14 protein-coding genes are annotated in these 24,539 nt (G+C 73.1%); 5 read left to right on the forward strand and 9 right to left on the reverse strand.

The annotated features are described in order from the left end of the window. Nucleotides 1–423 precede the first annotated feature (423 nt). Complete coding sequence (locus ACIP4X_RS14515) at nucleotides 424–873, forward strand: PTS glucose transporter subunit IIA (RefSeq protein WP_391456620.1); 450 nt, start codon at nucleotides 424–426, stop codon at nucleotides 871–873. Between the two features lie 92 nt (nucleotides 874–965). Next, complete coding sequence (ptsP, locus tag ACIP4X_RS14520) at nucleotides 966–2,636, forward strand: phosphoenolpyruvate--protein phosphotransferase (protein ID WP_401348551.1); 1,671 nt, start codon at nucleotides 966–968, stop codon at nucleotides 2,634–2,636. A 70-nt stretch (nucleotides 2,637–2,706) separates the two neighbouring features. Here ptsP and ACIP4X_RS14525 read toward each other — a convergent pair whose 3' ends face one another. Together ACIP4X_RS14525 and ACIP4X_RS14530 are read right to left on the reverse strand one after the other, a co-directional pair. After that, complete coding sequence (locus tag ACIP4X_RS14525; protein WP_391456616.1) at nucleotides 2,707–3,594, reverse strand: hypothetical protein; 888 nt, start codon at nucleotides 3,592–3,594, stop codon at nucleotides 2,707–2,709. 126 nt (nucleotides 3,595–3,720) lie between these two features. Next, entirely contained in the window at nucleotides 3,721–5,688 is a 1,968-nt protein-coding gene (locus tag ACIP4X_RS14530) for an acetoacetate--CoA ligase (protein WP_401348554.1), read from the reverse strand. 214 nt (nucleotides 5,689–5,902) lie between these two features. On the opposite strand from ACIP4X_RS14530, the gene ACIP4X_RS14535 reads away from it, so the two are divergent. After that, complete coding sequence (locus ACIP4X_RS14535) at nucleotides 5,903–8,269, forward strand: glycoside hydrolase family 31 protein (protein ID WP_401348557.1); 2,367 nt, start codon at nucleotides 5,903–5,905, stop codon at nucleotides 8,267–8,269. 54 nt (nucleotides 8,270–8,323) lie between these two features. Here the strand turns inward: ACIP4X_RS14535 and ACIP4X_RS14540 are convergent, their stop codons facing one another. Continuing rightward, on the reverse strand, nucleotides 8,324–8,860 hold the full coding sequence (locus ACIP4X_RS14540; RefSeq protein ID WP_401348560.1) for an NUDIX domain-containing protein: 537 nt from the start codon (nucleotides 8,858–8,860) through the stop codon (nucleotides 8,324–8,326). A gap of 231 nt (nucleotides 8,861–9,091) precedes the next feature. Between ACIP4X_RS14540 and glpK the strand changes: the two genes are divergently transcribed. Then, entirely contained in the window at nucleotides 9,092–10,612 is a 1,521-nt protein-coding gene (gene glpK / locus ACIP4X_RS14545) for a glycerol kinase GlpK (protein ID WP_358735887.1), read from the forward strand. Nucleotides 10,613–10,634: 22 nt separating this feature from the next. Here the strand turns inward: glpK and ACIP4X_RS14550 are convergent, their stop codons facing one another. From ACIP4X_RS14550 to ACIP4X_RS14570, 5 genes are read right to left on the reverse strand one after another with little or no spacing between them, the layout of a single operon-like run. Next, entirely contained in the window at nucleotides 10,635–11,240 is a 606-nt protein-coding gene (locus ACIP4X_RS14550) for an ATP/GTP-binding protein (protein ID WP_391456607.1), read from the reverse strand. Beyond that, nucleotides 11,237–14,872, reverse strand: a complete 3,636-nt coding sequence (locus tag ACIP4X_RS14555) for a hydantoinase B/oxoprolinase family protein (RefSeq protein WP_401348564.1) — start codon at nucleotides 14,870–14,872, stop codon at nucleotides 11,237–11,239. Before ACIP4X_RS14555 ends, ACIP4X_RS14550 begins: the two co-directional genes overlap by 4 nt. Before the next feature lie 24 nt (nucleotides 14,873–14,896). Continuing rightward, entirely contained in the window at nucleotides 14,897–15,289 is a 393-nt protein-coding gene (locus tag ACIP4X_RS14560) for a DUF742 domain-containing protein (protein WP_358735883.1), read from the reverse strand. Nucleotides 15,290–15,307: 18 nt separating this feature from the next. Then, nucleotides 15,308–15,733 (reverse strand): roadblock/LC7 domain-containing protein, encoded by a 426-nt coding sequence (locus ACIP4X_RS14565; RefSeq protein WP_358735881.1) that lies wholly within the window; start codon nucleotides 15,731–15,733, stop codon nucleotides 15,308–15,310. Next, a complete protein-coding gene (locus ACIP4X_RS14570; protein ID WP_391456638.1) occupies nucleotides 15,730–18,579 on the reverse strand; it encodes a nitrate- and nitrite sensing domain-containing protein in 2,850 nt (949 codons plus the stop codon). Before ACIP4X_RS14570 ends, ACIP4X_RS14565 begins: the two co-directional genes overlap by 4 nt. A 417-nt stretch (nucleotides 18,580–18,996) precedes the next feature. On the opposite strand from ACIP4X_RS14570, the gene ACIP4X_RS14575 reads away from it, so the two are divergent. Further along, entirely contained in the window at nucleotides 18,997–19,458 is a 462-nt protein-coding gene (locus ACIP4X_RS14575; RefSeq protein ID WP_401348567.1) for a hypothetical protein, read from the forward strand. 309 nt (nucleotides 19,459–19,767) lie between these two features. Here ACIP4X_RS14575 and ACIP4X_RS14580 read toward each other — a convergent pair whose 3' ends face one another. After that, nucleotides 19,768–24,477 carry a hypothetical protein gene (locus tag ACIP4X_RS14580; RefSeq protein ID WP_401348570.1) on the reverse strand — a complete coding sequence of 1,570 codons (4,710 nt, stop codon included), beginning with the start codon at nucleotides 24,475–24,477 and terminating at the stop codon, nucleotides 19,768–19,770. Between the last annotated feature and the right edge of the window lie 62 nt (nucleotides 24,478–24,539).

The following is a 24,539-nucleotide window of genomic DNA, read 5'->3' on the forward strand; positions in this document are numbered from 1 at the left end:
GCGTTGATTTTTGGCACGCTGTTGAGTTCTCAAGGAACGGACGCTTCCTTCGTACTCACCCTCTCGGGCTTTCCTCCGGGCGCTTCCCTTCGGTGATCCAAACTCTATCAGGCTTTTTCCGTCTCTCTGACCACCGTCCTGCAGGCATGCAGAAGATGATCCCGAGATAGGATCTGACAAGTATGGGTGCTGCCCGGGCAAGGCCGCCTGGTGACGTCACTCAGCCCCGAGCAGGGGTACGACTGTACATGGCCTCGCGGAGTGGGTGCAAACCGCTCCGTTTGGTGGTCTAGACCACCAACGTGAGCTGTGTAAGCTCTCGCCCGTAACCGGTACTTACCGTGACATAGCTTGCCGCCACACCACGCCGGCCCCGGCGTCGAGTGACGGCGCACATGAATCTCCACCCCTGGGAGGCTTCCCATGACCACCGTGACGTCCCCCGTCGCAGGACGCGCCATCGGACTGACGGCCGTGCCGGATCCGGTCTTCTCCGGAGCCATGGTCGGCCCCGGCACTGCGCTCGACCCGGTACGTGAGCCCGCCGACGCCGTGGCCCCCGTGGACGGCGTCATCGTCTCGCTGCACCCGCACGCCTTCGTCGTCGTCGACGACCAGGGACGCGGAGTCCTGACCCACCTCGGCATCGACACCGTGCAGCTCAACGGCGAGGGCTTCGAGCTGCTGGTGAAGAAGGGGGACACGGTCGTGCGCGGCCAGGCGGTGGTGCGCTGGAACCCCGCAGCCGTCGAAGCCGCCGGCAAGTCCCCCGTGTGCCCGATCGTGGCCCTGGAGGCCACCGCCGACAGCCTCTCCGATCTTCGCGACAGCGGAGAGGTGAAGACCGGCGACAGCCTCTTCACCTGGAAGTGACACCACTGCCTCCCCAGGGACGGTCTCCCGAGGGGCGGCGCACATCAACCACCGCGGCGGTGGGACCCGCCGCACTACCGGAGACGGGTGAGATGGAGACAACGCTGCGAGGCGTCGGTGTGAGCCACGGTGTGGCGATCGGCGAGGTTCGGCACATGGGAACGGCGGTGCTGGAGCCGCCCGCCAAGCAGATCCCCGCGGAGGAGGCGGAGCGCGAACAGGGGCGCGCCCGTCAGGCGGTGGAGGCCGTGGCGGCCGATCTGATGGCGCGCGGCCATCTGGCCGGGGGCGAGGCGCAGGCGGTGCTCGAGGCGCAGGCCCTGATGGCGCAGGACCCTGAGCTGATCGCGGACGTGGAGCGGCGTATCGCCGTCGGCAGCACGGCCGAGCGTGCCGTGTACGACGCGTTCGCCGCCTACCGGGACCTGCTCGCCGGTGCCGGCGAGTACTTCGCGGGCCGGGTGGCCGACCTGGACGACGTGCGGAATCGTATCGTCGCCCGTCTGCTCGGGGTGCCGATGCCGGGAGTGCCCGACAGCGACGAGCCTTACGTGCTGGTCGCCCGTGACCTCGCGCCGGCGGACACGGCGCTGCTGGACCCCACTCTGGTCCTGGGCTTCGTCACCGAAGAGGGCGGGCCGACGAGTCACAGCGCGATCCTGGCGCGGGCGCTCGGTGTGCCGGCCGTCGTCGCGCTGCCCGGTGCCGTCGAACTGGCCGAGGGCACGGTGATCGCCGTCGACGGCAGCACTGGCGAGATCTTCGTGAACCCCGGTGAGGACAAGAAGGCTCAGCTGGAGGCCGCGGCCGCCGAGCGCAGGGCCGTGCTGGCGTCCTCGACCGGTCCCGGTGCCACGTCGGACGGGCACAAGGTGCCGCTGCTCGCGAACATCGGCGGTCCCGCGGACGTGCCGGCGGCGCTCGAAGCCGGTGCCGAGGGTGTGGGTCTGTTCCGGACCGAGTTCCTGTTCCTGGACGACAACAAGAACGCGCCGTCCGAGGCAAAGCAGGTCGCGACCTACCGGCAGGTGCTGGAGGCCTTCCCCGAGGGCCGGGTCGTGGTGCGCGTGCTGGACGCGGGCGCGGACAAGCCGCTGGACTTCCTGACGCCGGCCGACGAGCCGAACCCGGCCCTCGGTGTGCGGGGGCTGCGGACGCTGCTCGAACACCCCGAGGTGTTGCGCACCCAGCTTTCGGCGCTCGCCAAGGCCGCCGAGGGCCTGCCGGTCTACCTCGAGGTGATGGCCCCGATGGTCGCGGACCGGACGGACGCCAGGGCGTTCGCCGACGCGTGCCGTGCCGCGGGGCTGCAGGCGAAGTTCGGTGCGATGGTCGAGATCCCGTCTGCCGCGCTGCGGGCGCGCTCGGTGCTTCAGGAGGTCGAGTTCCTTTCGCTGGGGACCAACGACCTCGCGCAGTACACCTTCGCCGCCGACCGTCAGGTGGGTGCGGTGTCGCGCCTGCAGGACCCCTGGCAGCCCGCGCTGCTCGACCTGGTCGCGATCGCCGCCGAGGCGGCACGGGCCGAGGGCAAGAGCTGCGGTGTCTGCGGTGAGGCCGCGTCCGACCCGCTGCTCGCGTGTGTGCTGACCGGTCTGGGTGTCACCTCCCTTTCCATGGGTGCGGCGTCGCTCCCCTATGTACGGGCGACGCTGGCGAAGTTCACGCTGGCGCAGTGCGAGCGTGCGGCGGCAGCGGCGCGTGCCGCGGACAGCGCCGACGAGGCGCGCGCCGCGGCGCAGGCGGTGCTGTCCGGCGAGTGACCGGGGCCGGCCGTTCGCCGGCCGGTGTGCGAGGGGCGCTCCACCTGCCGGGTGGGGCGCCCCTCGGTGTTCAGTGGTGCCGTGGAGCCGGTCCTTCTTCTCCGAGGTCGGGCGGCTCGCCGTAGTCGACGCCGGATTCCGGGGAGATGAGGTCGCCGGACTCGATGTCGGTGCAGTAGGCGTCGAACACCTCACCGGCGGTGAGGGGTTGGAGGCCGCCGGCGCGCAGACGCCAGCCGTAGACGCGGTCGGCGGTGCCGGGTGCGGTGGTGCGCATGACCAGCCCGCCGGGGCCGTCGGTCGCGATGCCGAGGGCCAGGACCGTGGTGAACTCCAGGGCTTCGGCCTCGTCGAGCCGGGTGGCGTCGCCTTCGTCGTCGGCGTGGAGGACGGCGAGGAGGGTTTCGGGTGTGCCGGTGACGCTGCACACGAGGTGCCGGTTGCCGGGCGGGGCCGTGTCGAGGACGCGGACGACGAGGTCCGCGGCTCGGGCGAAGGCGGCGCGGCCGATGTTCTCGCCGCAGGAGGCGCAGGGTCCGAGCCGGGCCAGGAGGGTGGAGGCGTACTCCCAGGTGGCCTGGCGGACGGCCTCGTCGACGAGGTCGGGGACGAGCTCGGCCAGGGGCCGGCCGTCGTAGGGAAGGGCGGGTCCCGTGCCGGCGAGTTCGGCGGTGAAGCGGGCGCGGCTGGACGGGACGTCGGGGTCGAGGCCGGTGGCCGTGCAGTATTCGGCGTACTCCTCCGGGTCGAAGAGGGCCACGGTGGTGTGGCCGCCCTGTGCGGCCACCAGCCGGAGGAGTTTCTCGACCTGGTCGAGGTAGGTGGTGTGGTCGTCGAAGGTGAAGCTGCGGTAGCGCCGCATGGCGCGGAAGTCCTGTTCGTCGGTGAGCAGGCCGATGGTGCCGGCGATCTCCCGGCGCAGGACGCGCCGCATGGTCAGGTGGTCGGTGTGCGCCATGTTTCCCCCTGTGAGCGCAGTCGATCTGTGCTCACTCACCGTAATCGGCACCACTGACAACGGGGCCGGGCAGGCGTTCGCGGGGCGTGCGGTCCCGCCGGCCGTGGGGTGGGGGGACCGGGGCGCTCAGGCGCGCTTGCGGGCCAGTTCCTCGTAGAAGCGCAGCAGGTCGAGGTCGTCGACCGAGCCGGGGTTGACCGCCTTGTCGAGCGGGGTGCCCTGGAGGAGGCGCTTGACCGGGACCTCGATGCGCTTGCCGGTGAGGGTGTGCGGGATGCCCGGCACCTCGATGACCTCGTCGGGGACGTGGCGTGGGGAGAGCTGCTCGCGGATGGTCCCCTTGATGCGGCCGAGCAGCGCGTCGTCGAGGGCGGCGCCGGGGGTCAGTTGCACGAAGAGGGGCATCCAGTAACCGCCGTCGGGCTGTTCGACGCCGATGACGAGGGATTCCTTGATCTCGGGGAGGCGTTCGACGGCTTCGTAGATGTCGGCGGAGCCCATCCGCACGCCCTGGCGGTTGAGCGTGGAGTCGGAGCGGCCGTGGATGATCACCGAGCCGTGGGAGGTGAGCGTGATCCAGTCGCCGTGCCGCCACACGCCGGGGTACATGGCGAAGTAGCTGTCGTGGTAGCGGCTGCCGTCGGGGTCGTTCCAGAAGTGGATCGGCATGGACGGCATCGGGTTGGTGACCACGAGTTCGCCGACCTCGTCGATCAGCGGTGTGCCGTCCGGGTCCCAGGACTGCAGGTCGGTGCCCAGGCAGGGGGCCTGGAGCTCGCCGATGTGGACCGGGAGGGTCGGTACGGCTCCGGCGAAGCAGGAGCACACGTCGGTGCCGCCGCTGACGGAGGCGATCCACAGGTCCTGGCGGACCTCGTCGTGCAGCCAGCGGAATCCGTCGGGCGGCAGCGGTGATCCGGTCGTGGCGACGCACCGCACCGTCGACAGGTCGAAGTCGCGCGAGGGGTGCACTCCGGCCTTGCGGCAGGCCATCACGTAGGCGGCGGAGGTGCCGAAGAGGGTGGCTCCGGTGCGTTCGGCGATACGCCACTGGGCGCCGGTGTCGGGATACCCGGGGCTGCCGTCGTACAGGATGATCGTCGTGCCGGTCAGCAGTCCGGAGACGAGGAAGTTCCACATCATCCAGCCGGTCGACGTGTACCAGAAGAAGCGGTCGCCGGGGCCCAGGTCGCAGTGCAGGCCGAGCTGTTTGAGGTGCTCGACGAGGATGCCGCCCTGGGACTGCACGATCGCCTTGGGCAGGCCGGTGGTGCCCGAGGAGTACAGCACCCACAGGGGGTGGTCGAAGGGCACCGGTTCGAAGACGGGTGCGACGTCGGCGGAGGTCAGGCCGGACCACTCCAGGGCGCCCTCGGGGGCCTCGGTGCCGAGGAGCGGGATGTGGACGACCGCGCGCAGGGTGGGCAGTTCGCGGCGCAGTTCGGCGACGACGTCGCGGCGGTCGTGCTCCTTGCCGCCGTAGCGGTAGCCGTCGACGGTGAACAGGACGACGGGTTCCACCTGCTGGAAGCGGTCGAGGACGCTGCGGGCGCCGAAGTCCGGGGCGCACGAGGTCCAGACGGCGCCGACGGCGGCCGTGGCGAGGAGGGCGACGACGGCCTCGGGGATGTTCGGCAGGTAGCCGCTGATCCTGTCCCCCGGACGTACGCCGAGGGCGCGCAGCTCGGCGGCCAGGGAGCCCACCTGGCGGCGCAGCTCGGACCAGGTGACCGGGCGCGGTTCGTGCGTCTCGTCGACGTGGAGGAGGGCGGGCTCGTCCGCGCGCGTGGCGGCCGCGCGCAGGGCGTGCTCGGCGTAGTTCACGGTGGCGCCGGGGAACCACTCGGTGCCGGGCATCGACCGGTCGCCCAGCACGCGCGCGTAGGGGCTGGTGAACCGTACGTCGAACCACTGCGTGACGGCTGTCCAGAAGGCTTCCAGCTCGTCGACGGACCAGCGGTGCAGGGCCGGGTAGCCGCCCAGGGCCGGAGCGCCGTGGTGCTCGGCCGCCCAGGCCTGGAACTTCGTGATCTGTGCCTGGGCGATCCGCTGCGGATCGGGCCGCCAGAGCGGCTGGGGGTTCGCGGTCGACATGGGGCGGCTCCCGGACTGTGCGCGTCGTGTGCGTCGGTCCGCGCACGTGCTGGGGTGTGCGCGTGACGCGGCTGACACGGACGATGCCATGTGATCGACTTCTGCACCAGGGTGCACCGCACATAGTCCGCGTCGTGAAGATGTGGTCGCGGCACGGATGAACGGCAGTTGAACGCCACGCGCGCGCACAGCCGTGAATGGCAGGGTGAGCAGCATGGACGGTCGTGACCTGGTGCGTTCGGTGAAGGCGGTCGGTTCGGCGGGGGTGGCCCACGGGCTGCGCACGGTGCGGGCCGCGTGGCGCCGGCGGCGTGCCGACGCCGGCGGCCTGCCGTCGCGTGGGGCCGAACGCGCGCGCGTGCCCGGCGCGGTGCTCGACGTGGAGCCCGGGCCCGGGGGCGGGGTCGTCCGCTTCGCCCGCTCGGAGCTCCGTATCGCCGTCGCCGCGAACGGGGCCGTGTTCTGGGGCTGGGACGGCGCCGGCCCCGAACCGTCGTACGCGCTCGGCGGCCGGTGCCCCGAGCCGGACCCGCGCGCGGTGCTGGAGCCGGACAAGGACGGGGGCTGGCGGGTCGTGGCCGAGCGGGTCACCGTCGCCGTCTCGCGGCACGGCGCGATCGAGGTCCGTACCCCCGGAGGCGTGCCGCTGCGCCGTGATCTGCCGCCCCGCTGGTGGGAGCCTGCCGGTGGGGGCCCGGCGCGGTGGTCACAGCGCTCGGAGGTGGCGGCCGACGCGCGGTTCTTCGGGCTGGGCGGCCGGGCGCGCGGTCCGCGGCTGCGCGACGGCACCTACCGCCTGTGGAACACCGATCCCGGCCACGCGTGCGGTCCCGGTGACGACCCGCTCCACATCACCATGCCGGTCCAGCTCGTCGTGGCCGACGCGGGCACGCACCTGGTGTTCCACGACAACTCCTGGGACGGCGCGGTCACCCTGCGGGAGGGGGAGGAGGGGGCCGGCTCGGGTCACGACCGGGCCGGGGCGAGCGAACTCAGGATGGCCGGGGGCCCGCTGCGCTGCTGGGTGGTCGTCGGCACCCCCGCGCGCGTGGCACACGTCTGGTCCTCCCTCACCGGACCGCCCGCGCTGCCGCCCACGTGGGCCCTGGGTCACCATCACACGCGACGGGGCTTCGGCGGCGAACAGGATGTGCGACGGGTGGTCGCGGCCCACCACGAGCACGGACTGCCGCTGGACGCCGTGCACCTGGACATAGAGCACTACGAGGCGCACCAGGTGTTCACCGTCGACGAGGACCGCTTCCCCAAGCTGCCGGTGCTGGCCGAGGAGCTGCGGCGGGACGGGATCCGGCTGGTGTCCGTCGTCGAACCGGCCGTGAGGGCCGCGCCGGGGAACGCCGTGTACGACGGCGGCACGGACGCGGACGCCTTCGTGCGGGACGCCTCGGGCCGGACGGTGCGGGGCGTCGTCCATCCCGGCGAGACGGTCTTCCCGGACTTCACGCACGCGCGCGTGCGGCAGTGGTGGGGCGGCCTGTACCGGGAGCGGCTGGACCGGGGCTTCGCCGGTTTCTGGCACGACATGAACGAGCCGACCTCCTTCGCCGCCTTCGGCGAGACGACCCTGCCCCGGTCGGCCCGGCACGCCCTGGAGGGCCGGGGCGGTGACCATCGCCAGGCGCACAACGTGTACGCCCTGTGCATGGCCGAGGCGGCGTACGAGGGGCTGCTCGGCCTGGTGCCCGAGGAGCGGCCGTTCCTCATGTCCCGCTCCGGGTGGGCCGGGATGCAGCGCTACGGCGGCGCCTTGCCGGGAGACGTGGCCACCGGCTGGCCGGGGCTGCGGGCGTCGCTGTCCCTGGTCCTGGGGCTGGGTCTGTGCGGAGTGCCGTACTCCGGCCCGGATGTGGGTGGGCCCGACGGCGGCCCCTCGCCCGAGCTGTATCTGCGTCGGCTCCAACTGGGGTCCTACCTGCCGCTGTTCCGCACGCACGCGAGCCCACGAGCGGGGCGCGGGGAGCCGTGGGAGTCCGGGCCGGAGGTCCTGGAGCACGCGCGCGTGGCGCTCGTCGAGCGCCGGCGTCTGCTGCCGTACTTCGTGACTCTCGCGCATCTGGCGCGGCGCACCGGGGCGCCCTGGGTGCGGCCGCTGTGGTGGGGCGCGCCGGAGGACCGGGCGCTGCGGGACTGCGAGGACGCCTTCCTGCTCGGCGACGGCCTTCTGGTCGCCCCGGTGCTCGACCCCGGCGCGGACCGGCGGGCGGTGCGGCTGCCGCGGGGCCGCTGGTACGACACGGCGACGGGAAGGGCGTACGAGGGGCCGGGGCAGGTGCTGGTCGACGCTCCGCTCGCGCGGATCCCGGTCTTCGCGCGCGCGGGTGCCGTGATCCCGGTGCGGGGTGAGGAAGGCGGTCTGGAACTCGAGGTGTGGGCGCCCGCGCCGGGGCGTACCGGGGGCGGCCTCGTGGTGCCGGACGCGGGCGACGGCTGGGAGGAGCCGGAGATCGAACGCTATGCGACCCGCCTGCAGGGCGGTCGGGTCGTCGTCGAGCGCGAGCGGGAGGGCGGTACCGGCGAGCCGCCTCGTCCAGTGCGCATACGGGGGCTCGGGCCGTCCTGAGTCCGGACGGGCCCGAGCCCGGGGCAGCGGCTGTTTCGGGAAGTCGCGGCCGGCTCAGGCGTAGCGGCCGTCGAACCAGGCCCGGACGGCCCGTGTGTGCAGGGGGAAGGCGAGCTCGGCGGACGTGCGCAGCAGCTGCCGGTCCTCCGTCTCGTCGGTGACGGTGAACGGCGGCAGGCCCTCGAGGGGGCGCTCCGGCAGCAGTCCGAAGAGCAGCAGATGCCCGTCGGGCGAGCTCATCGCGTCGGCGAGCCGTACGTCCCGCGCGGCCGCCTCGATGCCGGTCTCCTCCCGTAGCTCGCGGACGACGGCGTGGCGCCAGTCCTCGTGGTCGTCGATGTAGCCGCCCGGCAGGGCCGTTCCCCCGCGCGCGGGGGCGATGGCGCGGGTGATGACGACCAGGGCGGTGCCCCGGGTGTCGTACACGGGCTGGAGGGCCACCGCGACCGGCAGCGGGTTGCGGTAGGCCACGGTGCGGCAGGCCGGGCAGGTGCGGGGCCAGCCGCCGATTCCCTCGCCGTACGGCGCTCCGCAGCTCGAACAGTGGGAGTGCGGTACGGAGTTGGCGGTCGCGTGCGGGATGTCGGACACGCGCGGACTGTATCCGATCAGTGGGCGCACGTCCTCCGCCGGCGGTTGTCACCGTTGCCGCCGGCGTCCTTGACGCTCCCCGCGCGCGGGAGAACACTTCCCCGGACGTGGGCGCCCTTGCCGCTCATCCCGGGCTGATTCCGCCGATGTGGGACAAACTGTTACCAGTGAGGGCGCAGGGGATCAACGGTCCCGGCCCTCGGCCGCTTCTCCACCTCACAAGGGGTAGCCATGCCGGACAACGCCGAGAAGTTCGTGGCCGCCATCGACCAGGGCACCACTTCGAGCCGCTGCATCGTCTTCGACCACAGTGGTGCCATCGTCGCCGTCGACCAGCGCGAGCACCGCCAGATCTTCCCGAAGCCCGGCTGGGTGGAGCACGACGCCACCGAGATCTGGTCGAAGGTGCAGGCGGTGGTCGCGGGCGCGGTCGCCAAGGCGGGGCTGCGGGCCGACCAGCTCAGCGCGCTCGGCATCACCAACCAGCGCGAGACGACCGTCCTGTGGGACCGGGCCACCGGCAAGCCCGTGCACAACGCGATCGTCTGGCAGGACACGCGGACCGCGGCGCTCTGCAACGAGCTGGGCGGCTCCGAAGGGCAGGATCGTTTCCGCGAGCAGACCGGCCTGCCGCTCGCCAGCTACTTCTCCGGCCCCAAGGCGGCCTGGCTGCTGGACAACGTGCCCGGCCTGCGCGACCGCGCCGAGCGCGGTGAGATCGCCTTCGGCACGATCGACACCTGGCTCATCTGGAACCTCACCGGCGGCGTCGACGGCGGCCGGCACGTCACCGACGTGACCAACGCCGGACGCACCATGCTGATGAACCTGCAGACCCTCCAGTGGGAGCAGCCGATCCTGTCCGCCATGAACGTCCCCGAGGCGATGCTGCCCGAGATCAGATCCTCCTCCGAGGTGTACGGGTCCGCCGTCGGCCAGCTCGCCGGAGTCCCCGTGGCATCCGCCCTCGGCGACCAGCAGGCGGCCGTCTTCGGGCAGGCCTGCTACGACGTGGGCGACGCCAAGAACACGTACGGCACCGGCAGCTTCCTGCTGCTCAACACGGGCAACCGGCCCGTGCCGTCCAAGAGCGGCCTGCTCACCACCATGGGCTACAAGATCGGCGACGAGGCCCCGGTGTACTGCCTGGAGGGCGCCATCGCCATCACGGGCGCGCTGGTGCAGTGGTTCCGCGACCAGCTCGGGATCATCCGCACCGCGGACGAGATCGAGCCGCTTGCGGCGAAGGTGGAGGACAACGGCGGCGCGTACATCGTGCCCGCCTTCTCCGGCCTGTTCGCTCCGTACTGGCGCTCCGACGCGCGCGGTGTGATCACCGGCCTGACCCGGTACGTCACCAAGGCGCACCTCGCGCGGGCGGTGCTGGAGGCGACCAGCTGGCAGACGCGCGAGGTCGTGGACGCCATGTACCAGGACTCCGGGGTCCGGCTGACGACCCTGAAGGTCGACGGCGGGATGACGAAGAACAACCTGCTCATGCAGCATCAGGCGGATGTGCTGGACGTGCCGGTGATCCGGCCCCGGATCTCCGAGACCACCTGTCTGGGCGCCGCGTACGCGGCCGGGCTGGCCACGGGCGTGTGGAACGACCTAGACGAGCTCAAGTCGCACTGGCAGAAGGACGCCGAGTGGACCCCGGCCATGGACGCCTCGGTCCGTGCCCGCGAGTACCGCAACTGGCGCAAGGCCGTGGAGAAGAGCTTCGGCTGGCTGGAGGACGGAGACAGCTAGGAGTCCTCCCTTGTGCGTGGCGTCAGACGGCGGCGGCCCGGCGGCGCTGCGCGGCGTGGGCCACCGCGTGCTGGACGACCTCGATGAGGACCTCCTTCACCGACTCGCGTTCACGGGCGTCGCACAGCAGCAACGGCACGTGGTCGTCGAGGTCGAGGGCCCGGCGGACGGTGTCCACGGCATGGCGGGCGGCGCCCTCGAAGCAGTTGACGGCCACGAGGAAGGGGATGGAGCGCCGCTCGAAGTAGTCCACGGCGGCGAAGCACTCTTCCAGTCGGCGGGTGTCGGCCAGCACGACGGCGCCGAGCGCGCCCTCGGCCAGTTCGTCCCACATGAACCAGAACCGCTCCTGCCCGGGCGTGCCGAAGAGGTACAGCACGAGGTCCTCGCGCAGCGTGATACGGCCGAAGTCCATCGCCACCGTGGTGGTGTGCTTGCCCTCCACGCCGCTGAGGTCGTCGACCGGCCGCCCCGCCTCGGTCAGCAGTTCCTCGGTGCGCAGCGGTCTGATCTCGCTGACCGCGCCGACGAGGGTGGTCTTGCCCACGCCGAAGCCGCCGGCCACCAGGATCTTGAGCGTGACGGGCTCGACCGGGGGCTTGCCGCGCTCAGAACGGCCGAGGATCATCGCTTGCTTCTCCTGGTTCCTTCGTGTGGGTCTGACGACGGCGGGCCGTATCCTCCGCCGCCGGGGGTTTCGACGACGAGTACGTCACCGGGGGCGACGTCCACGGAGTCCCTTCCGCCGAGTTCGACGACCGTGCCGTCCGCGCGTTCCACCCGGTTGGCGCCGAGGGCGCCGGGCTCGCCGCCCGCCATGCCGTAGGGGCGCACCCTGCGGTGCTGGCAGAGCGTGGAGACGGTCATGGCCTCCAGGAAGCGGATGCGGCGCACCGCGCCGTCCCCTCCCTGCCATCGTCCGGCGCCGCCGCTGCCGCGCCGGACGGCGAACTCCTCGAGCCGTACGGGCAGGCGCCATTCGAGGACTTCGGGGTCGGTGAGCCGGGAGTTGGTCATATGTGTCTGGACCACACAGGCGCCGGGGAATCCGTCGCCCGCGCCCGATCCGGAGGCGACGGTCTCGTAGTACTGGTGGCGTTCGTTGCCGAAGGTGATGTTGTTCATCGTGCCGGAGCCCTCCGCCTGGACGCCGAGCGCCGCGTAGAGGGCGCCGGTGATCGCCTGTGAGGTCTCGACGTTGCCCGCGACGACGGCGGCGGGGGGCCGCGGGGAGAGCATGGAGCCGGGCGGCACGATGATCCTCAGGGGTCGCAGGCAGCCGTCGTTGAGCGGGATGTCGTCGGCGACGAGCGTGCGGAAGACGTACAGGACGACCGCGTTGACCACGGAGAACGGGGCGTTGAAGTTGGTCGTGAGCTGCGCGGAGGTGCCGGTGAAGTCGATCGTCGCCGCCCGCTGCTCGCGGTCCACGCGCACCTGTACCCGGATGACGGCGCCCGAGTCGGTCTCGTAGGCGTACTCGCCGTCGTCCAGGGCGTCGATGACGCGGCGGACGGCCTCCTCCGCGTTGTCCTGGACGTGCCGCATGTAGGCCTGGACGACGTCGAGGCCGAAGTCGTCGATCATGCGGGCGACCTCGTCGACGCCCTTCTGGTTGGCGGCGATCTGGGCGCGCAGGTCGGCGAGGTTGGTCTCCGGGTTGCGGGAGGGGTGTCGCGCGCCGGTCAGCAGGCGGCGGGTCTCGTCCTCGCGCAGGCGGCCGTTCTGGGCGAGCAGCCAGTTGTCGAAGAGGACGCCCTCCTCCTCGATGGTGCGGCTGTCGGCCGGCATGGAGCCCGGTGCGATCCCGCCGATCTCGGCGTGGTGGCCGCGCGAGGCGACGTAGAAGAGGATGCGGTCACCCTCTGTTCCGGCGGTGTCGAACACCGGGGTGATGACGGTGACGTCCGGCAGGTGCGTGCCGCCGTGGTACGGGTCGTTGACCGCGTAGGTGTCGCCCGGCCGCATCCGGGGTCCGCGGCGCCGGATGACCTCCTTGACGCTGGTGCCCATCGAGCCCAGGTGCACGGGGATGTGCGGGGCGTTGGCCACCAGGTTTCCGTCCGGGTCGAACAGGGCGCAGGAGAAGTCGAGGCGCTCCTTGATGTTGACGGACTGGGCGGTGGACTCCAGCCGGGCGCCCATCTGTTCGGCGATGGACATGAAGAGGTTGTTGAACACCTCCAGCAGCACCGGGTCCGCTTCCGTGCCGAGACCGGAACTCTGCGTGACCGCCACACGTTCCAGGAGCAGATGCCCGTCGTCCTTGGCCACGGCCCGCCAGCCGTCGTCGACGACGGTCGTCGCACTGGCCTCGGTGACGATCGCGGGGCCGGTGACGGGGTCGCCGGGGGCCAGGTCCTCCCGGCGGTGGAGTGGTACGTCGCGCCAGGCGCCGCCGGTGTGGAGGCGGACGGTCTCCGTGGCGGTGGAGCGGCCGGCGCGTGCGTGCTCGTTCGGGGCGAGGGCGGACAGATCGGGGGGTTCGGTGACGCCGGTGGCTTCCACGGAGAGGGCTTCGACGACGATCGGGCGGTCGAGCGTGAAGGAGTACGTGGCGCGATGACGTTCTTCGAAGGCGCGCCGCATGGCGGCGGGCTCGGTCAGTTCGACGGTGAGGGTGGTGTCCGTGCCGTCGTAGCGGAGCTGGGCGCGGCGGGTGACGCGGACGCGTTCCTCGGGGACGTCCTCGGCGCGCAGTTCGGCTCGGGCCGCGCCCTCCAGATCGTCGGCGGTCTTGAGCACGCCGGGCATGGCGGCGGGCTCCAGGGGTGCCTCGACGGACTGCTCGCGCATGGCCGTGGTGTCGGCGAGGCCGATGCCCAGCGCGGACAGGACGCCGGCCATGGGCGGGACGAGCACGGTGCGGATGCCGAGCGAGTCGGCGACCATGCAGGCGTGCTGGCCTCCCGCGCCGCCGAAGGTGGTGAGGGCGTAGCGGGTGACGTCGTGGCCCTTCTGCACGGAGATCCGTTTGACGGCGTTGGCGATGTTGGCGACGGCGATCCGGAGGTATCCCTCGGCGACCTGCTCGGGGGTGCGGTCGTCGCCCGTCCGCTCATGGATCTCGCGGGCGAGGGTGGTGAAGCGCTCGCGTACGAGCGCGTCGTCGAGGGGCTGGTCGCCGCCGGGGCCGAACACCTCGGGGAAGTGGGCGGGCTGGATGCGGCCGAGCATGACGTTGGCGTCGGTGACGGTGAGCGGGCCGCCGCCCCGGTAGCAGGCGGGTCCGGGGTCGGCGCCCGCCGAGTCCGGTCCGACCCGGTAGCGGGAGCCGTCGAAGTGGAGGACGGATCCGCCGCCGGCGGCCACGGTGTGGATGTCGAGCATGGGGGCGCGCAGCCGGACGCCGGCGATCTGCGTGGTGAGGACGCGTTCGTACGCGCCCGCGTAGTGGGAGACGTCGGTGGAGGTGCCGCCCATGTCGAAGCCGATGACCCGGTCGAAGCCGGCGAGCCGGGACATGCGGGCCATGCCGACGATGCCGCCCGCGGGCCCGGACAGGACGGCGTCCTTGCCGCGGAACTGTCCGGCCTCGGCGAGCCCGCCGTTGGACTGCATGAACATCAGCCGTACGCCGTCCAGTTCGGTGGAGACGTGTTCGACGTAGCAGCGCAGTCCCGGCGACAGGTAGGCGTCGACGACGGCGGTGTCGCCGCGTGGGACGAGCTTCATCAGGGGGCTGACCTCGCTGGACAGCGAGATCTGCGGGAAGCCGATCCGGGCGGCCAGTTCGCCGACGGCCCTCTCGTGCGCGGGGTGCAGATGGCTGTGCAGGCAGGCCACGGCGACGGCGCGGATCCCGTCGTCGTACGCCTGCCGGAGGGGGCCGTCCAGGGCGTCCAGATCGGGGGCGCGCAGGACGGTGCCGTCGGCCGCGATGCGCTCGTCGACCTCGACGACCCGCTCGTACAGCAGCTCGGGCAGTTCGATGCGGCGGGCGAAGATGTGCGGGCGGTTCTGGTAGGCGATGCGCAGGGCGTCACGGAAGCCGCGGGTGACGACGAGGAGGGTCCGCTCGCCGGTGCGCTCCAGCAGGGCGTTGGTGGCCACGGTGGTGCCCATGCGGACCGCCTCGATGGAACGGGCGGTGTTGTCGGAGCCGTCAAGGAGTTCGCGGATGCCCGCGACGGCCGCGTCGGCGTACCGGGCGGGGTTGTCGGACAGCAGCTTGTGCGTGACCAGACGTCCGTCCGGGCGCCGCGCCACGATGTCGGTGAAGGTGCCGCCCCGGTCGACCCAGAACTGCCAGCCCGTCATGTCACCATCCCGTTTCCTCGTGGTTCACAGCGCCCGCAGGCCGTTGATCACGTCCCGCAGGATGCTCTCGTCGGGCAGTTCCGCGGGCGGCACCGGACGTGTCACGTGAACGTACTCCTCGTCCACGAGGTCGCCGACGAGCACGCGCACCACGCCGAGGGGCAGATCGAGCTCCGCGGCGAGTTCGGCGACCGACTGCGGGGAGCGGCACAGCTCGACGATGTCCACGTGTTCCGGCGACAGCGTGACGTCCGCCTCCGCGTCGTCCACATGGGGCTCCGTGACGACGACCGCGATCAGGTCGAGGCGGTGCTGGGCCGCATGGCTGGTGCGGCCCCGCGTCATGGCGTACGGCCGGACCACCGGTCCGGCGTCGTCGTCGAACCAGTGGCTGCGTGCCTGACCGTCTCCGCTCATGTCATCCCACTACCCGCCTCAGGGCACATCGGTGCGCGGAGCGGCACCCAGATGCGCGCCGACTCGTTTGACGAGCAGGGTCATCTCGTAGGCCACCTGGCCGACGTCGGAGTCGGCGTCCGACAGGACGGCGAGGCAGCTGCCGTCGCCGGCCGCGGTCACGAACAGGAAGGCGTCGTCGAGCTCGACGACCGTCTGCCGGACGCCGCCCGCGTCGAAGTGCCGGCCCACGCCCTTGGCGAGGCTGTGGAAGCCGGAGGCCACGGCGGCCAGGTGCTCGCTGTCCTCCCGGGTCAGGTCCTTGGACACGCCGGTGGCCAGTCCGTCCCGGGACAGGACGAGGGCCTTGCGGATGCTCGCGACCCTGTCCACGAGTTCGTCGAGGAGCCAGTTCAGCTCCGCCTTGTCCGTCGCGGTGTGGCCGGTCGCCTTCGGTGCGGTCATCGACCGTCCCCCTTTGTCGTTCCTTGTGCTGTGCTGCCCTGCGGGGCCTGGTCCCCCGCGGCGTTCTCCTCGCGGCCGCGCTGCCAGCCGCGCTGGAGCGAGGCCATCCGGCTGCGTACCTCGTCGGCATCGCGTTCGACGGGGTCAGGGCCGTCCTCGGCGGGCCGGCCGGGGCTCTGTTTCAGTTGCGGGGCGAGGCTGGCCTGCCGCACGCGCCGGGGCAGCGGGTCCTCGTCGGGTCCCGGGCCGCCGGGTGCCTCGGCCGGGTCGCGCCCCTCGCCGTCCGGGCCGCCGCCCGCGAGCGCGGGACGGACGGTGCGCCGCGGAAGGGCCGGAGCCTGCCGCGGCCCCTGGCTCGTCGCCGGGGATTCCTCGGTGCTGTCGCGTTCCCCGCGGCCGTCGGCCGCGGCCGCCGCGGGTCCGAGCGGGGACTCGTCGCGGCGGCGGACCGGCAGCGGGGCTGCCGCTTCGCGCTCCGGACGGCAGGCACCCGCCGTGCTCCCGGCGTCGGCCGTCTCGCGCCCGGACCTCTGCTCGGTGACGGGACGTCCGTGGGAGCTGACCAGCTTGGGTGTCCGCCGCCGGGGCAGCGGGACCGGGCGCCCCGGTGTGTCCTCTTCGCCGGTCTCCTGCGGTGTGCCGCGACGGCCCGTGCTGTGCCGGTGCTCGGCGAGGCTGCGCGGCAGCGCCTCCTGGGCCGTCTGCCGTGCCGGGGAGGGGCGCGGCCCGAACAGTCCGCCGCGTTCGCCGGGCTCCTCGTCGAGTACGCGCGGGAAGTCCTCGATGGCGTCCAGGTCGACGGGCGCCTCCAGTTCCACCGGCCCGTCCAGGACCGAGGCGGGCAGTCCGGGAAGCCGCGCCGGCGCCTGGGCGAGAGCGGTCCCACGGCCCGGCTCGCGGTCGGCCTTCCCGGAGGGCCTGTCGAGGCGGAACCCGATGCCGTTGGTGTCCGGGACGTCGTCGGTCAGCAGCGCGTCGGGGATGAGGACGACCGCGGTGGTGCCGCCGTACGGGGAGGTCTGGAGCGAGACCCGGACGTGCTGCCGCTGGGCGAGCCGGCTGACCACGAACAGCCCGAGCCGGTCGGTGTCGGAGAGCTCGAACTCGGGTGTCTCGGCGAGCCGGAGGTTGGCGTCCAGCAGCGCCTCGGCGGCCATGCCGAGGCCCCTGTCGTGAATCTCCAGGGTGAAGCCGTTGGCGACGCGTTCGCCGATGACCTGGACCGCGGTGTGCGGCGGCGAGAACACCGTGGCGTTCTCCAGGAGTTCGGCGACGAGGTGGGTGAGGTCGGCGACGGCGGGGCCGATGACGGCGGTGCGTGGCAGCCGCCGGACCTCGATGCGTTCGTAGTCCTCGACCTCGGCGACGGCGGCGCGCACGATGTCCATCAGCTGGACGGGTTTGCGCCACTGCCGGGACGGGGCGGCGCCGGAGAGGATCACGAGGCCTTCGGCGTGCCGGCGCATCCGGGTGGTCAGATGGTCCAGCCGGAACAGGTCGGCGAGCTCGTCGGTGTCCTCGGTACGGCGTTCCATCGCGTCGAGGAGGGTGAGCTGCTTGTGCAGCAGGACCTGGCTGCGGCGGGCGAGGTTGACGAAGACCTCGGAGACACCGGCGCGCAGTTCGGCCTGTTTGACGGCGGCCTCGACGGCGGCCCGCTGCAGGGTGTTGAGCGCCTGGCCGACCTCGCCGATCTCGTTCCGGTCGTACTCCAGGCGCGGGACCTCGGTCTCGACGTCGACCTGTTCGCCGGCCGACAGACGGCGCATCACGCTGGGCAGCCGGACACCGGAGGCCTCGTGGGCGTCCAGGCGCAGTTGCCCGAGGTCGCGGATCAGGCTGCGGCCCACCCGCACGGACAGGACGAGGGAGAACAGCACGGCCATCAGGCCGAGGACGCCCGCGACGGCGGCCTCGAGTATGACGCGCAGGGCGAGCGGGCGGACACGGTCCTGGAAGCGGTCGTTGGCGTCGTCGTTGAGGGTGCCCAGCTCGTCGAGGACGTCTCCCGCCGCGGTGTCCCAGCTCTGCACGCTCACCGTCCGCGGTGTGCCCGACGTACTGGAGACGGCGGCCTGTTCGGCGGTCCGCACCGGTGCGGAGGCAACGTTCTGCCAGAAGCGGTCGTAGCGGCCGCGTTCGGAGGAGGGCAGCAGGGGCAGCTCGACGTCGTACAGCAGGGAGCGCTGGGCGACCAGGTCGGAGATGCCGCGGGTCTCGGCGCGGGTGAGGTGGCCGACGATCAGCGAGGAGCCGAGCAACGCGTCCTCGCGGGAGAGGAGTTCGCGGGCCTGGGCGAGACCGACCAGGGCGCGGTACTGCCTGGCCAGGTCGGCGTCGTCGACGACGTGGAGGTTGGCGAGCAGCGCGTAGCAGGGGTCGACGAGCCGGTTGTAGAGGTCGAGTGCCTGGGCGCGTCCGACGCTCCGGTCCTCGACACTGCGGCGCAGGGAGTCGATGCCGTCGAGGGCGTCGAGGGCGACGCTCAGACGCCCGGCGCCGTCCGAACCGAGCGCTTCGCGGACGTCGGGATTCCCGGCGGCCTTGCGGATCTTGGCGATGGCCTCGTCGGTGACGCTCCTGCTGCGGCGCAGTGCGGTGAGGCTGTCGGAGGCGCGGGGGTCGGCGAGGTGGACGAGGGTCTGACGGCGTTCCTGCTGTACGGCCCGGACGGTGTCCTCGGTGGGATAGGCGACCTTCTCCACCACGGAGGACGCGTTGAACAGCTGGGTCACGTGCCGCCCGGTGATCAGCGTGGCGAAGGCCCAGATCGCCGTGAGCGAGAGCAGCGGCACGAGAAGCAGCGCCACGATCTTCCGGCGGATGGACTTCCCGCGAAAGCGCATGGCCTCCCCCAGCTCGTCCCCCAAGGGCCCGGGGGTACACATGTGCGTCAACAAACGGCGCGAGCCTACTACCGACATGCAGTCAACTCGAAGAGCCGTCCGGAGCCTGTTCTTCCGCATTGGCGCCGGGTACGGGCGAGTTGTCGGGGCATTGCGGGAGATGCCGGTCCGGAAGGGCGGGACCGCGGGGCGCGGGAACGGGACGTGCGGCCTGGTCGGTTGACCGATTTTTTTCGTCGGCCGGGAATCTTCGTGACGTCTCGTTCGTCCTTGTCCATGCGAGATGGGGGCGGAATCGGCCACAGCACGCGCACTGCGCGTCCGGGCCGCGTAAAACAGCGCAAGCCGGGCAGCCACTGGGAAGCCGAATCTTCGGGCACCGGGGTGAGTGGTCTGCCGGCGGGGAGGGACACAGTGATGGGGACAGCGGAGCGACCGCGGGTCTACGAGCCTTCGGCGCACACGGGCGGGCGTACGGGGCCGCCGTCCTACAAGCCGTTGTGGGTCGAGGAGCCCGCGCGGCGGCGCAGGCTGCCCGATCCGGTGCGTTCGGCCGCCGTGCGGGCGGTGCTGATCGTCTCCGTGACGCTGATACAGGCCGTGGTGGCGTTCCTGTTCAGCGTCTCCGGGTCCTGGCTGGCGTTCCCGATGGTCCTGAGCAGTGTGGCCGGCACGGTGGTGGCCACCTGGGCGGCGCTCGACGTGTGGGTGACCCGCCAGGTGTGGAACCAGCGCAACGGCGTGGTGTCGGTGCCGAGCAGCACCGCGCGTACCCGGCGGCGCGAGCGGCGCCAGGCACGGCGGGAGGCGCGGGCCGCCGAGCGGGCGCGGAAGCGGATACGCGGCCGGGGCGGCGCGGGTCGGCTGTCGCATCCGTAGGGTGACCGGCCGCCGTCGGGCGGCGGCCGGCCGAACGGCCCGGCCCGGTCGAACCGGCAGGCGCACCGGCCCGATCGAACCGGGCCGGTTCTGCGACCCTGCCAAGTCGGGCGAGCGTACCGGCCCGGTCGAGTCGGGCCAGTACAGCGGCCCGGTCGAGTCAGGCAGGCGTACCGGCCCGGTCGAGTCGGGCCAGTACAGCGGCCCGGTCGAGTCAGGCAGGCGCACCGGCCCGGTCGAGTCGGGCCAGTACAGCGGCCCGGTCGAGTCGGGCGAGCGTACCTGCCGCCCGTTCGGTCTGCCGGGCCGTCAGGCCGGGCGCTTGAACATGCGGGTCGCCGTGATCTCGCTGTGCACCGCCTCCCCCGCCGGAGTCTGCTGCGGCAGCCCCGGCCTGAGGTGCTCCTCCACGCTGATGTACTTCAGCCCGGCCCTGAGGTCGGCGTCGTTGCGCAGCCGGATGACCAGCGGGAACTCGGCGAGCGCCGTCGTGTCGAACAGGCCGGTGGTGTAGAGGAGCTGCACACCGAGCGCGTCGGAGACGGCCCGCTGGAGCTCCAGCAGATAGGTGGCGTTGGCGCGGCCGATCGGGTTGTCCAGGAAGAGCGTGCCCGCGTGCCGGTGCTTGTCGCGGCCGCGGTCGTTCGACCTCAGGGCGGCCATCGTGCAGTACAGGGCGATGGCCGCGGTGAGCAGCTGGCCGCCGGAGAACACGTCGCCCATCTGTCCGACGGGGACCCGCTCGGCGCGCAGCACGGCGTCCGGCTTGAGGATCTCCACGGCGACGCCCTTGGGCTGGAGCGCCGCGCCGACCCCGCGCAGCAGCAGGGACACGCCGTCGCGCCGCAGGTCGGAGTTCTTCTTCACGGCGGCGCGGGTCGCCTCGTCGATGACCTCGCCGAGCCGCTCGGTCAGGGTGGCCTGGTCGGGTTCGTCGAAGCGGATGCGCAGGAACTCCTGCCCGGACCACTCGCCGAGCCCCTCCGGGAGGCGGGACAGGCGCTGGGCCGACCTGAGCGTGGCGAGCGCCGACTCGACCAGTCCGCGCAGGCGGTCCACGATCGAGTCCCGGTTGCGTTCCAGCTGGGTCAGCTCGTCGGTGAGGACCCGGAGGCGGGGCGCGAAGGCCTCCGCCCACTTCTGGGCGTGCTCGGGCAGGGCGGAGGCGGGCAGTTCGCGGATCTGCTGCCGGGCGGGGGTGCGCACCTGCTCGTAGCGGGTGGAGTTGGCGTGCCGGACCAGGACGTCGCCGGCCTCGCGCACGGCGGACTCCGCGGCGGACAGGTCGGCGGCGCAGCCGCGCAGTGACCTGCGGGCCTCGGCGGCCGCCTGCCGGGCTCCCTCCGGGCTGCCCGGGTACGGCTCGGGTTCCTCCTGCTCCTCGTCGCCCGCCTGCTCGCGCAGCAGGTCGCGCAGCATGGCGGCGATCTCGTCGAAGCCCCCGGCCGCGTCCTCGGCGGCGCGGTGGTCCTCCAGCAGTCCGGCGTGCGCCTCGCGGGCCTGGGCCAGTGCCTCGGTGCGGGAGGCGAGTTCGGCGGTGGCGGTGCGCAGCAGGGCCTGTGCGTGCTCGGCGTCGCGCGGGAGGAGTTCCTCCGGGAGTTCGGTGTGGGCCTCGCCGTCCTCGGGCGCGTGCCGTTCGGCCTCACCGCGCAGCCGGCCGAGCTGTTCGCTCGCGGAGGACGTCCGGGTCTCCAGGAGCTGCACCAGTTCCTCGGCGCGGGCGGCGGCGGCCTGCCGGGACGGCCCGTCGGAGCCCTCGAAGGACTCCAGGAGTTGTGCCGCGCGGGTGCGGACCTTGTTGCTGAGCCGGTCGAGTTCGGCGCGGGCGGCGCTCTCGTCGCTCTCCGCCCGGGCCTGCTCGGCCCGCAGGTCCGCGCCCACGCCGACCTTCTCGTAGACCTGGGAGGCGGCGCGGTAGGCCTCGCGCAGGGCGGGCAGGGACACCTTGGGCGCGTCCGCGTCGCCCTCCGGGACGTCGTCGGGGGCACCGGCGATCTCGGAGCGCTCGGCGCGCAGCGCCCGTGCGGTGCGGCGGGTGTCGTCGGCGGCGCGCTGAGCGGCGCGCCGGTCCTCGTCGGCGGCGCGGGCGCGTTCCAGGCAGGCCTGGGCGCGGGCCTCGGACTCGGCGGCCTCTTCGGCGAGTTCGCGCAGCCGGGCCTGCCAGCCGGCCCGCTCACGCAGCCGGAACGCGAGCCCGGCGAGGGCGTCGGCGGCGCGCCGTGCCCTCTGGGCGGCCTCCTGCCGTTCGTCGCGCTCCTGGGCGGCCTCGGCGGCGGCCTCCTCGGCCTCCGCGCGCAGGCTCCGTGCCTCGGCCAGCTCGGCCTCGGCCTCCTCGGCGAACACGCGCGTGTCCTCGGCGGACCGTGCCAGCTCCAGCAGCCGGCCGGCGGGGCAGCCGGCGCGCCAGGAGGCGAGCCGCGCGGCCAGCTCCCGGTCCTTGCCGAGCCGGGCGGCGAGCCGGCGGATCTCCTCGTCCCGCTCGGTGGCCCGTACGCGCAGCGCCTGCCGTTCCTCGTCGGCCGCGAGTTCGTCGTGCATGGCCGGGTTCGGCGGGACGAGGAAGACGTCGCCCTCGGGCGCGCCGTCGGCCGGGGTGGGGGCGAGCAGTGCGGCGGCGGTGCCGACGGCCACGGTGGAGCGGGGCAGCAGGGCGGCGTCCGCGAGGGCCGCACGGGCACGCGCGTGCGTGTCCGGGTCGGTGATGATCACGCCGTCGACCAGCTCGGGCCGGGCCGCCAGTACGCGCGCGTGGTCGGCGGGGGCGACGGACTGGGCGAGGTAGCGCCAGCCGGGCAGCGCGGGGATGCCGTGCTCGCCGAGGAACTCCACGGTGGCCAGGACGTCCGGACTGGGCGGCAGCAGCCCGCCGTCGCCGAGCGCGCCGAGGATCCTGGAGTCGTCGGCGGCGGCGGTGCGCAGCTCGAACAGGTGCCGCTCGGCGGAGGAGACGGTGTCGTCGAGCAGTTCGCGCAGCTCGTCGGCGAAGCGGTCGAGGTCCTCGGGGGTGAGCGTGCCCTCGGACCCGGCCGGGTCCGCCGGCGCTTCTCCCTGCCCCGCGGTGTCGTACGGCGCCTCCGCGGTGCGGTGGGCCTCCTCGGCGCCCGGGGCGGTGGCGCCCGTGGTGTCCGGTCCGGTCCGGGGCGCCGGTACCCCTGCCCGCGTGGTCGCGGTCGCGCCGGGCAGGCTCAGCAGTTCCGCGAGCCGTCCCTCGGCCGCCAGCGCCTCGGCGATACGGCGTTCGGTCTCGTGGGCGCGCCGGGCCGCCGTCGCCGCGTCGGCGGCGCGGGCCGCGGTGAGCTCCGCGCGGGACTCGGCCGAGGCGGCCTCGCGCGCGTGTTCCGTGGCCTTCCTGGCGGCCTCGCGGGCCTGGTCCCAGGCGGCCACGGCGGTCTTCTCCGCGTCGCTGGCGGCCAGGGCCGCACGGGCCGGGTCGGCGTCGGGGGCGCTGTCGTCCAGCCAGCCGGCGCGGACCGCCTCGGCGGTCTCCTGCTCGACCTCGGCGAGGCGCTGGCGCAGATGCCCGGCCTCGCTGCGGGCGCGCTGCGCCTCGGTCGCGGCGGCGGTCTGGTCCCGGTACGCGGACTCGCCGATCTCCTGGAGCTGTGCGGACCGCTCCTCGCCCTCGTTGGCGAGGGTCTCGGCGCTCTCGGCGGCGGCGTGCAGGGCCCGTACGAGGTCGGTGGCGGCCTTGGCGCGCGCGGCGAGGGCCGGGGCCGCGTCCCGCTCGGCCTCCTGGATCGCGGCGGAGACACGGGCCACGCGGTCGGCGGCGGCGCGGTGGCGCAGCACGGCCTCGGCGGCCTGCCACGCCGAGTACAGGGTGCGCGCGTCGGCGAGTTCCCGCTTCTGCGCGGCCGCGGACTTCTCGGCGGCGGCGAGGGCCAGCGAGGCATGCCGGTAGGCGAGTTCGGCGGCGATCAGGGAGCTGCGCTCGCGGGCTCCCTCGGAGTGGGTGACGGCGTACGCGGCGGCCGTGACGCGCTGGGCGAGGTCGGCGGCCCGGACCCGCTCCCGCACCGCCCGGGCGGACAGCCGCCGTGCCAGCGTGCGGGTGCGCCGCTCGGCCCCGGCGTGGATGTCACGCGCGCGTGCGCGGGCCTCCGCGGCCTCCACGATCCGGCCGAGCAGGTCGACCGAGCCGGCGGTGAAGTCCCGTTCGGCGATCAGCTCGGCGCGCCGGCCCAGCTTGTTGCCGAACCCGCTGACCAGGTCGGCGAGCCCGTCGGTGTCGCGGGTGTCGGTGACCGCGCGCAGCAGCAGGTCGGTGAAGTCGGAGTCCTTCTTCACCGCGAACAGGCCGGCCGCCTCGCCCTCGTCGGCGTTCATCTCCCGCTGGTAGCGGAAGAGTTCGGGGTCGAGGCCGAGATCGCCCAGGTGCTCGGTCCAGCGCTCGTGGATCTCCTCGAAGTGGACCTCGAGGTGCGGGTACGTCTTCCCCGCCTCGGTGATGGCGTCCCGGAAGCCCTTCATGGTGCGGCGGCGGCCCCGCGCGCCCGACTGGCCCTCGGCGGGCGGCCGTACGGACGTGGCCTCGGCGACCGGGAGGTTGTCCAGGGTGAGTCCGGGGCCGGGCCGGAAGGAGTACCAGGCTTCGGCGAACTTCCGTGGGTCGTTGGAGACTTGGCGCCCGCGCCACTCGCTGGCCTTGCCGACGACGACGCACTCGCCGGTCTGCACGTGCTGCCACTCCAGTGCCACGTGCCCGCAGTCGTCGGCGAGCAGGAACTTGCGCAGCACGCCGGAACTGGCGCCGCCGAGGGTGTTGCGGTGGCCGGGCAGCATCACCGAGAAGATCAGCTTGAGCAGTACGGACTTGCCGCCGCCGTTCTCCAGGAAGAGCACACCGGCGGGGGCGGGCCGGCGGGGCGGGCCGACCGGCTCCTCCTCGAAGAACTCCGCCTGGATGGGCGCGGGGTCGGGCACCGGCCGGCCCACGCCCCGCAGGTCAAGCACGGTGTCGGCGTAGCGCGCACCGGCGGGCCCGATGGAGTAGAGGCGGACCCGGGACAGCTCGTACATGGCGGACTCTCGTCAGTCTTCTTGCAGTTGGGGGTGGCGGGCTTCGTGCGTAGGAAGGGCGG

The sequence above is a fragment of the Streptomyces sp. NPDC088817 genome, assembly GCF_044750345.1.
Classification (GTDB): domain Bacteria; phylum Actinomycetota; class Actinomycetes; order Streptomycetales; family Streptomycetaceae; genus Streptomyces.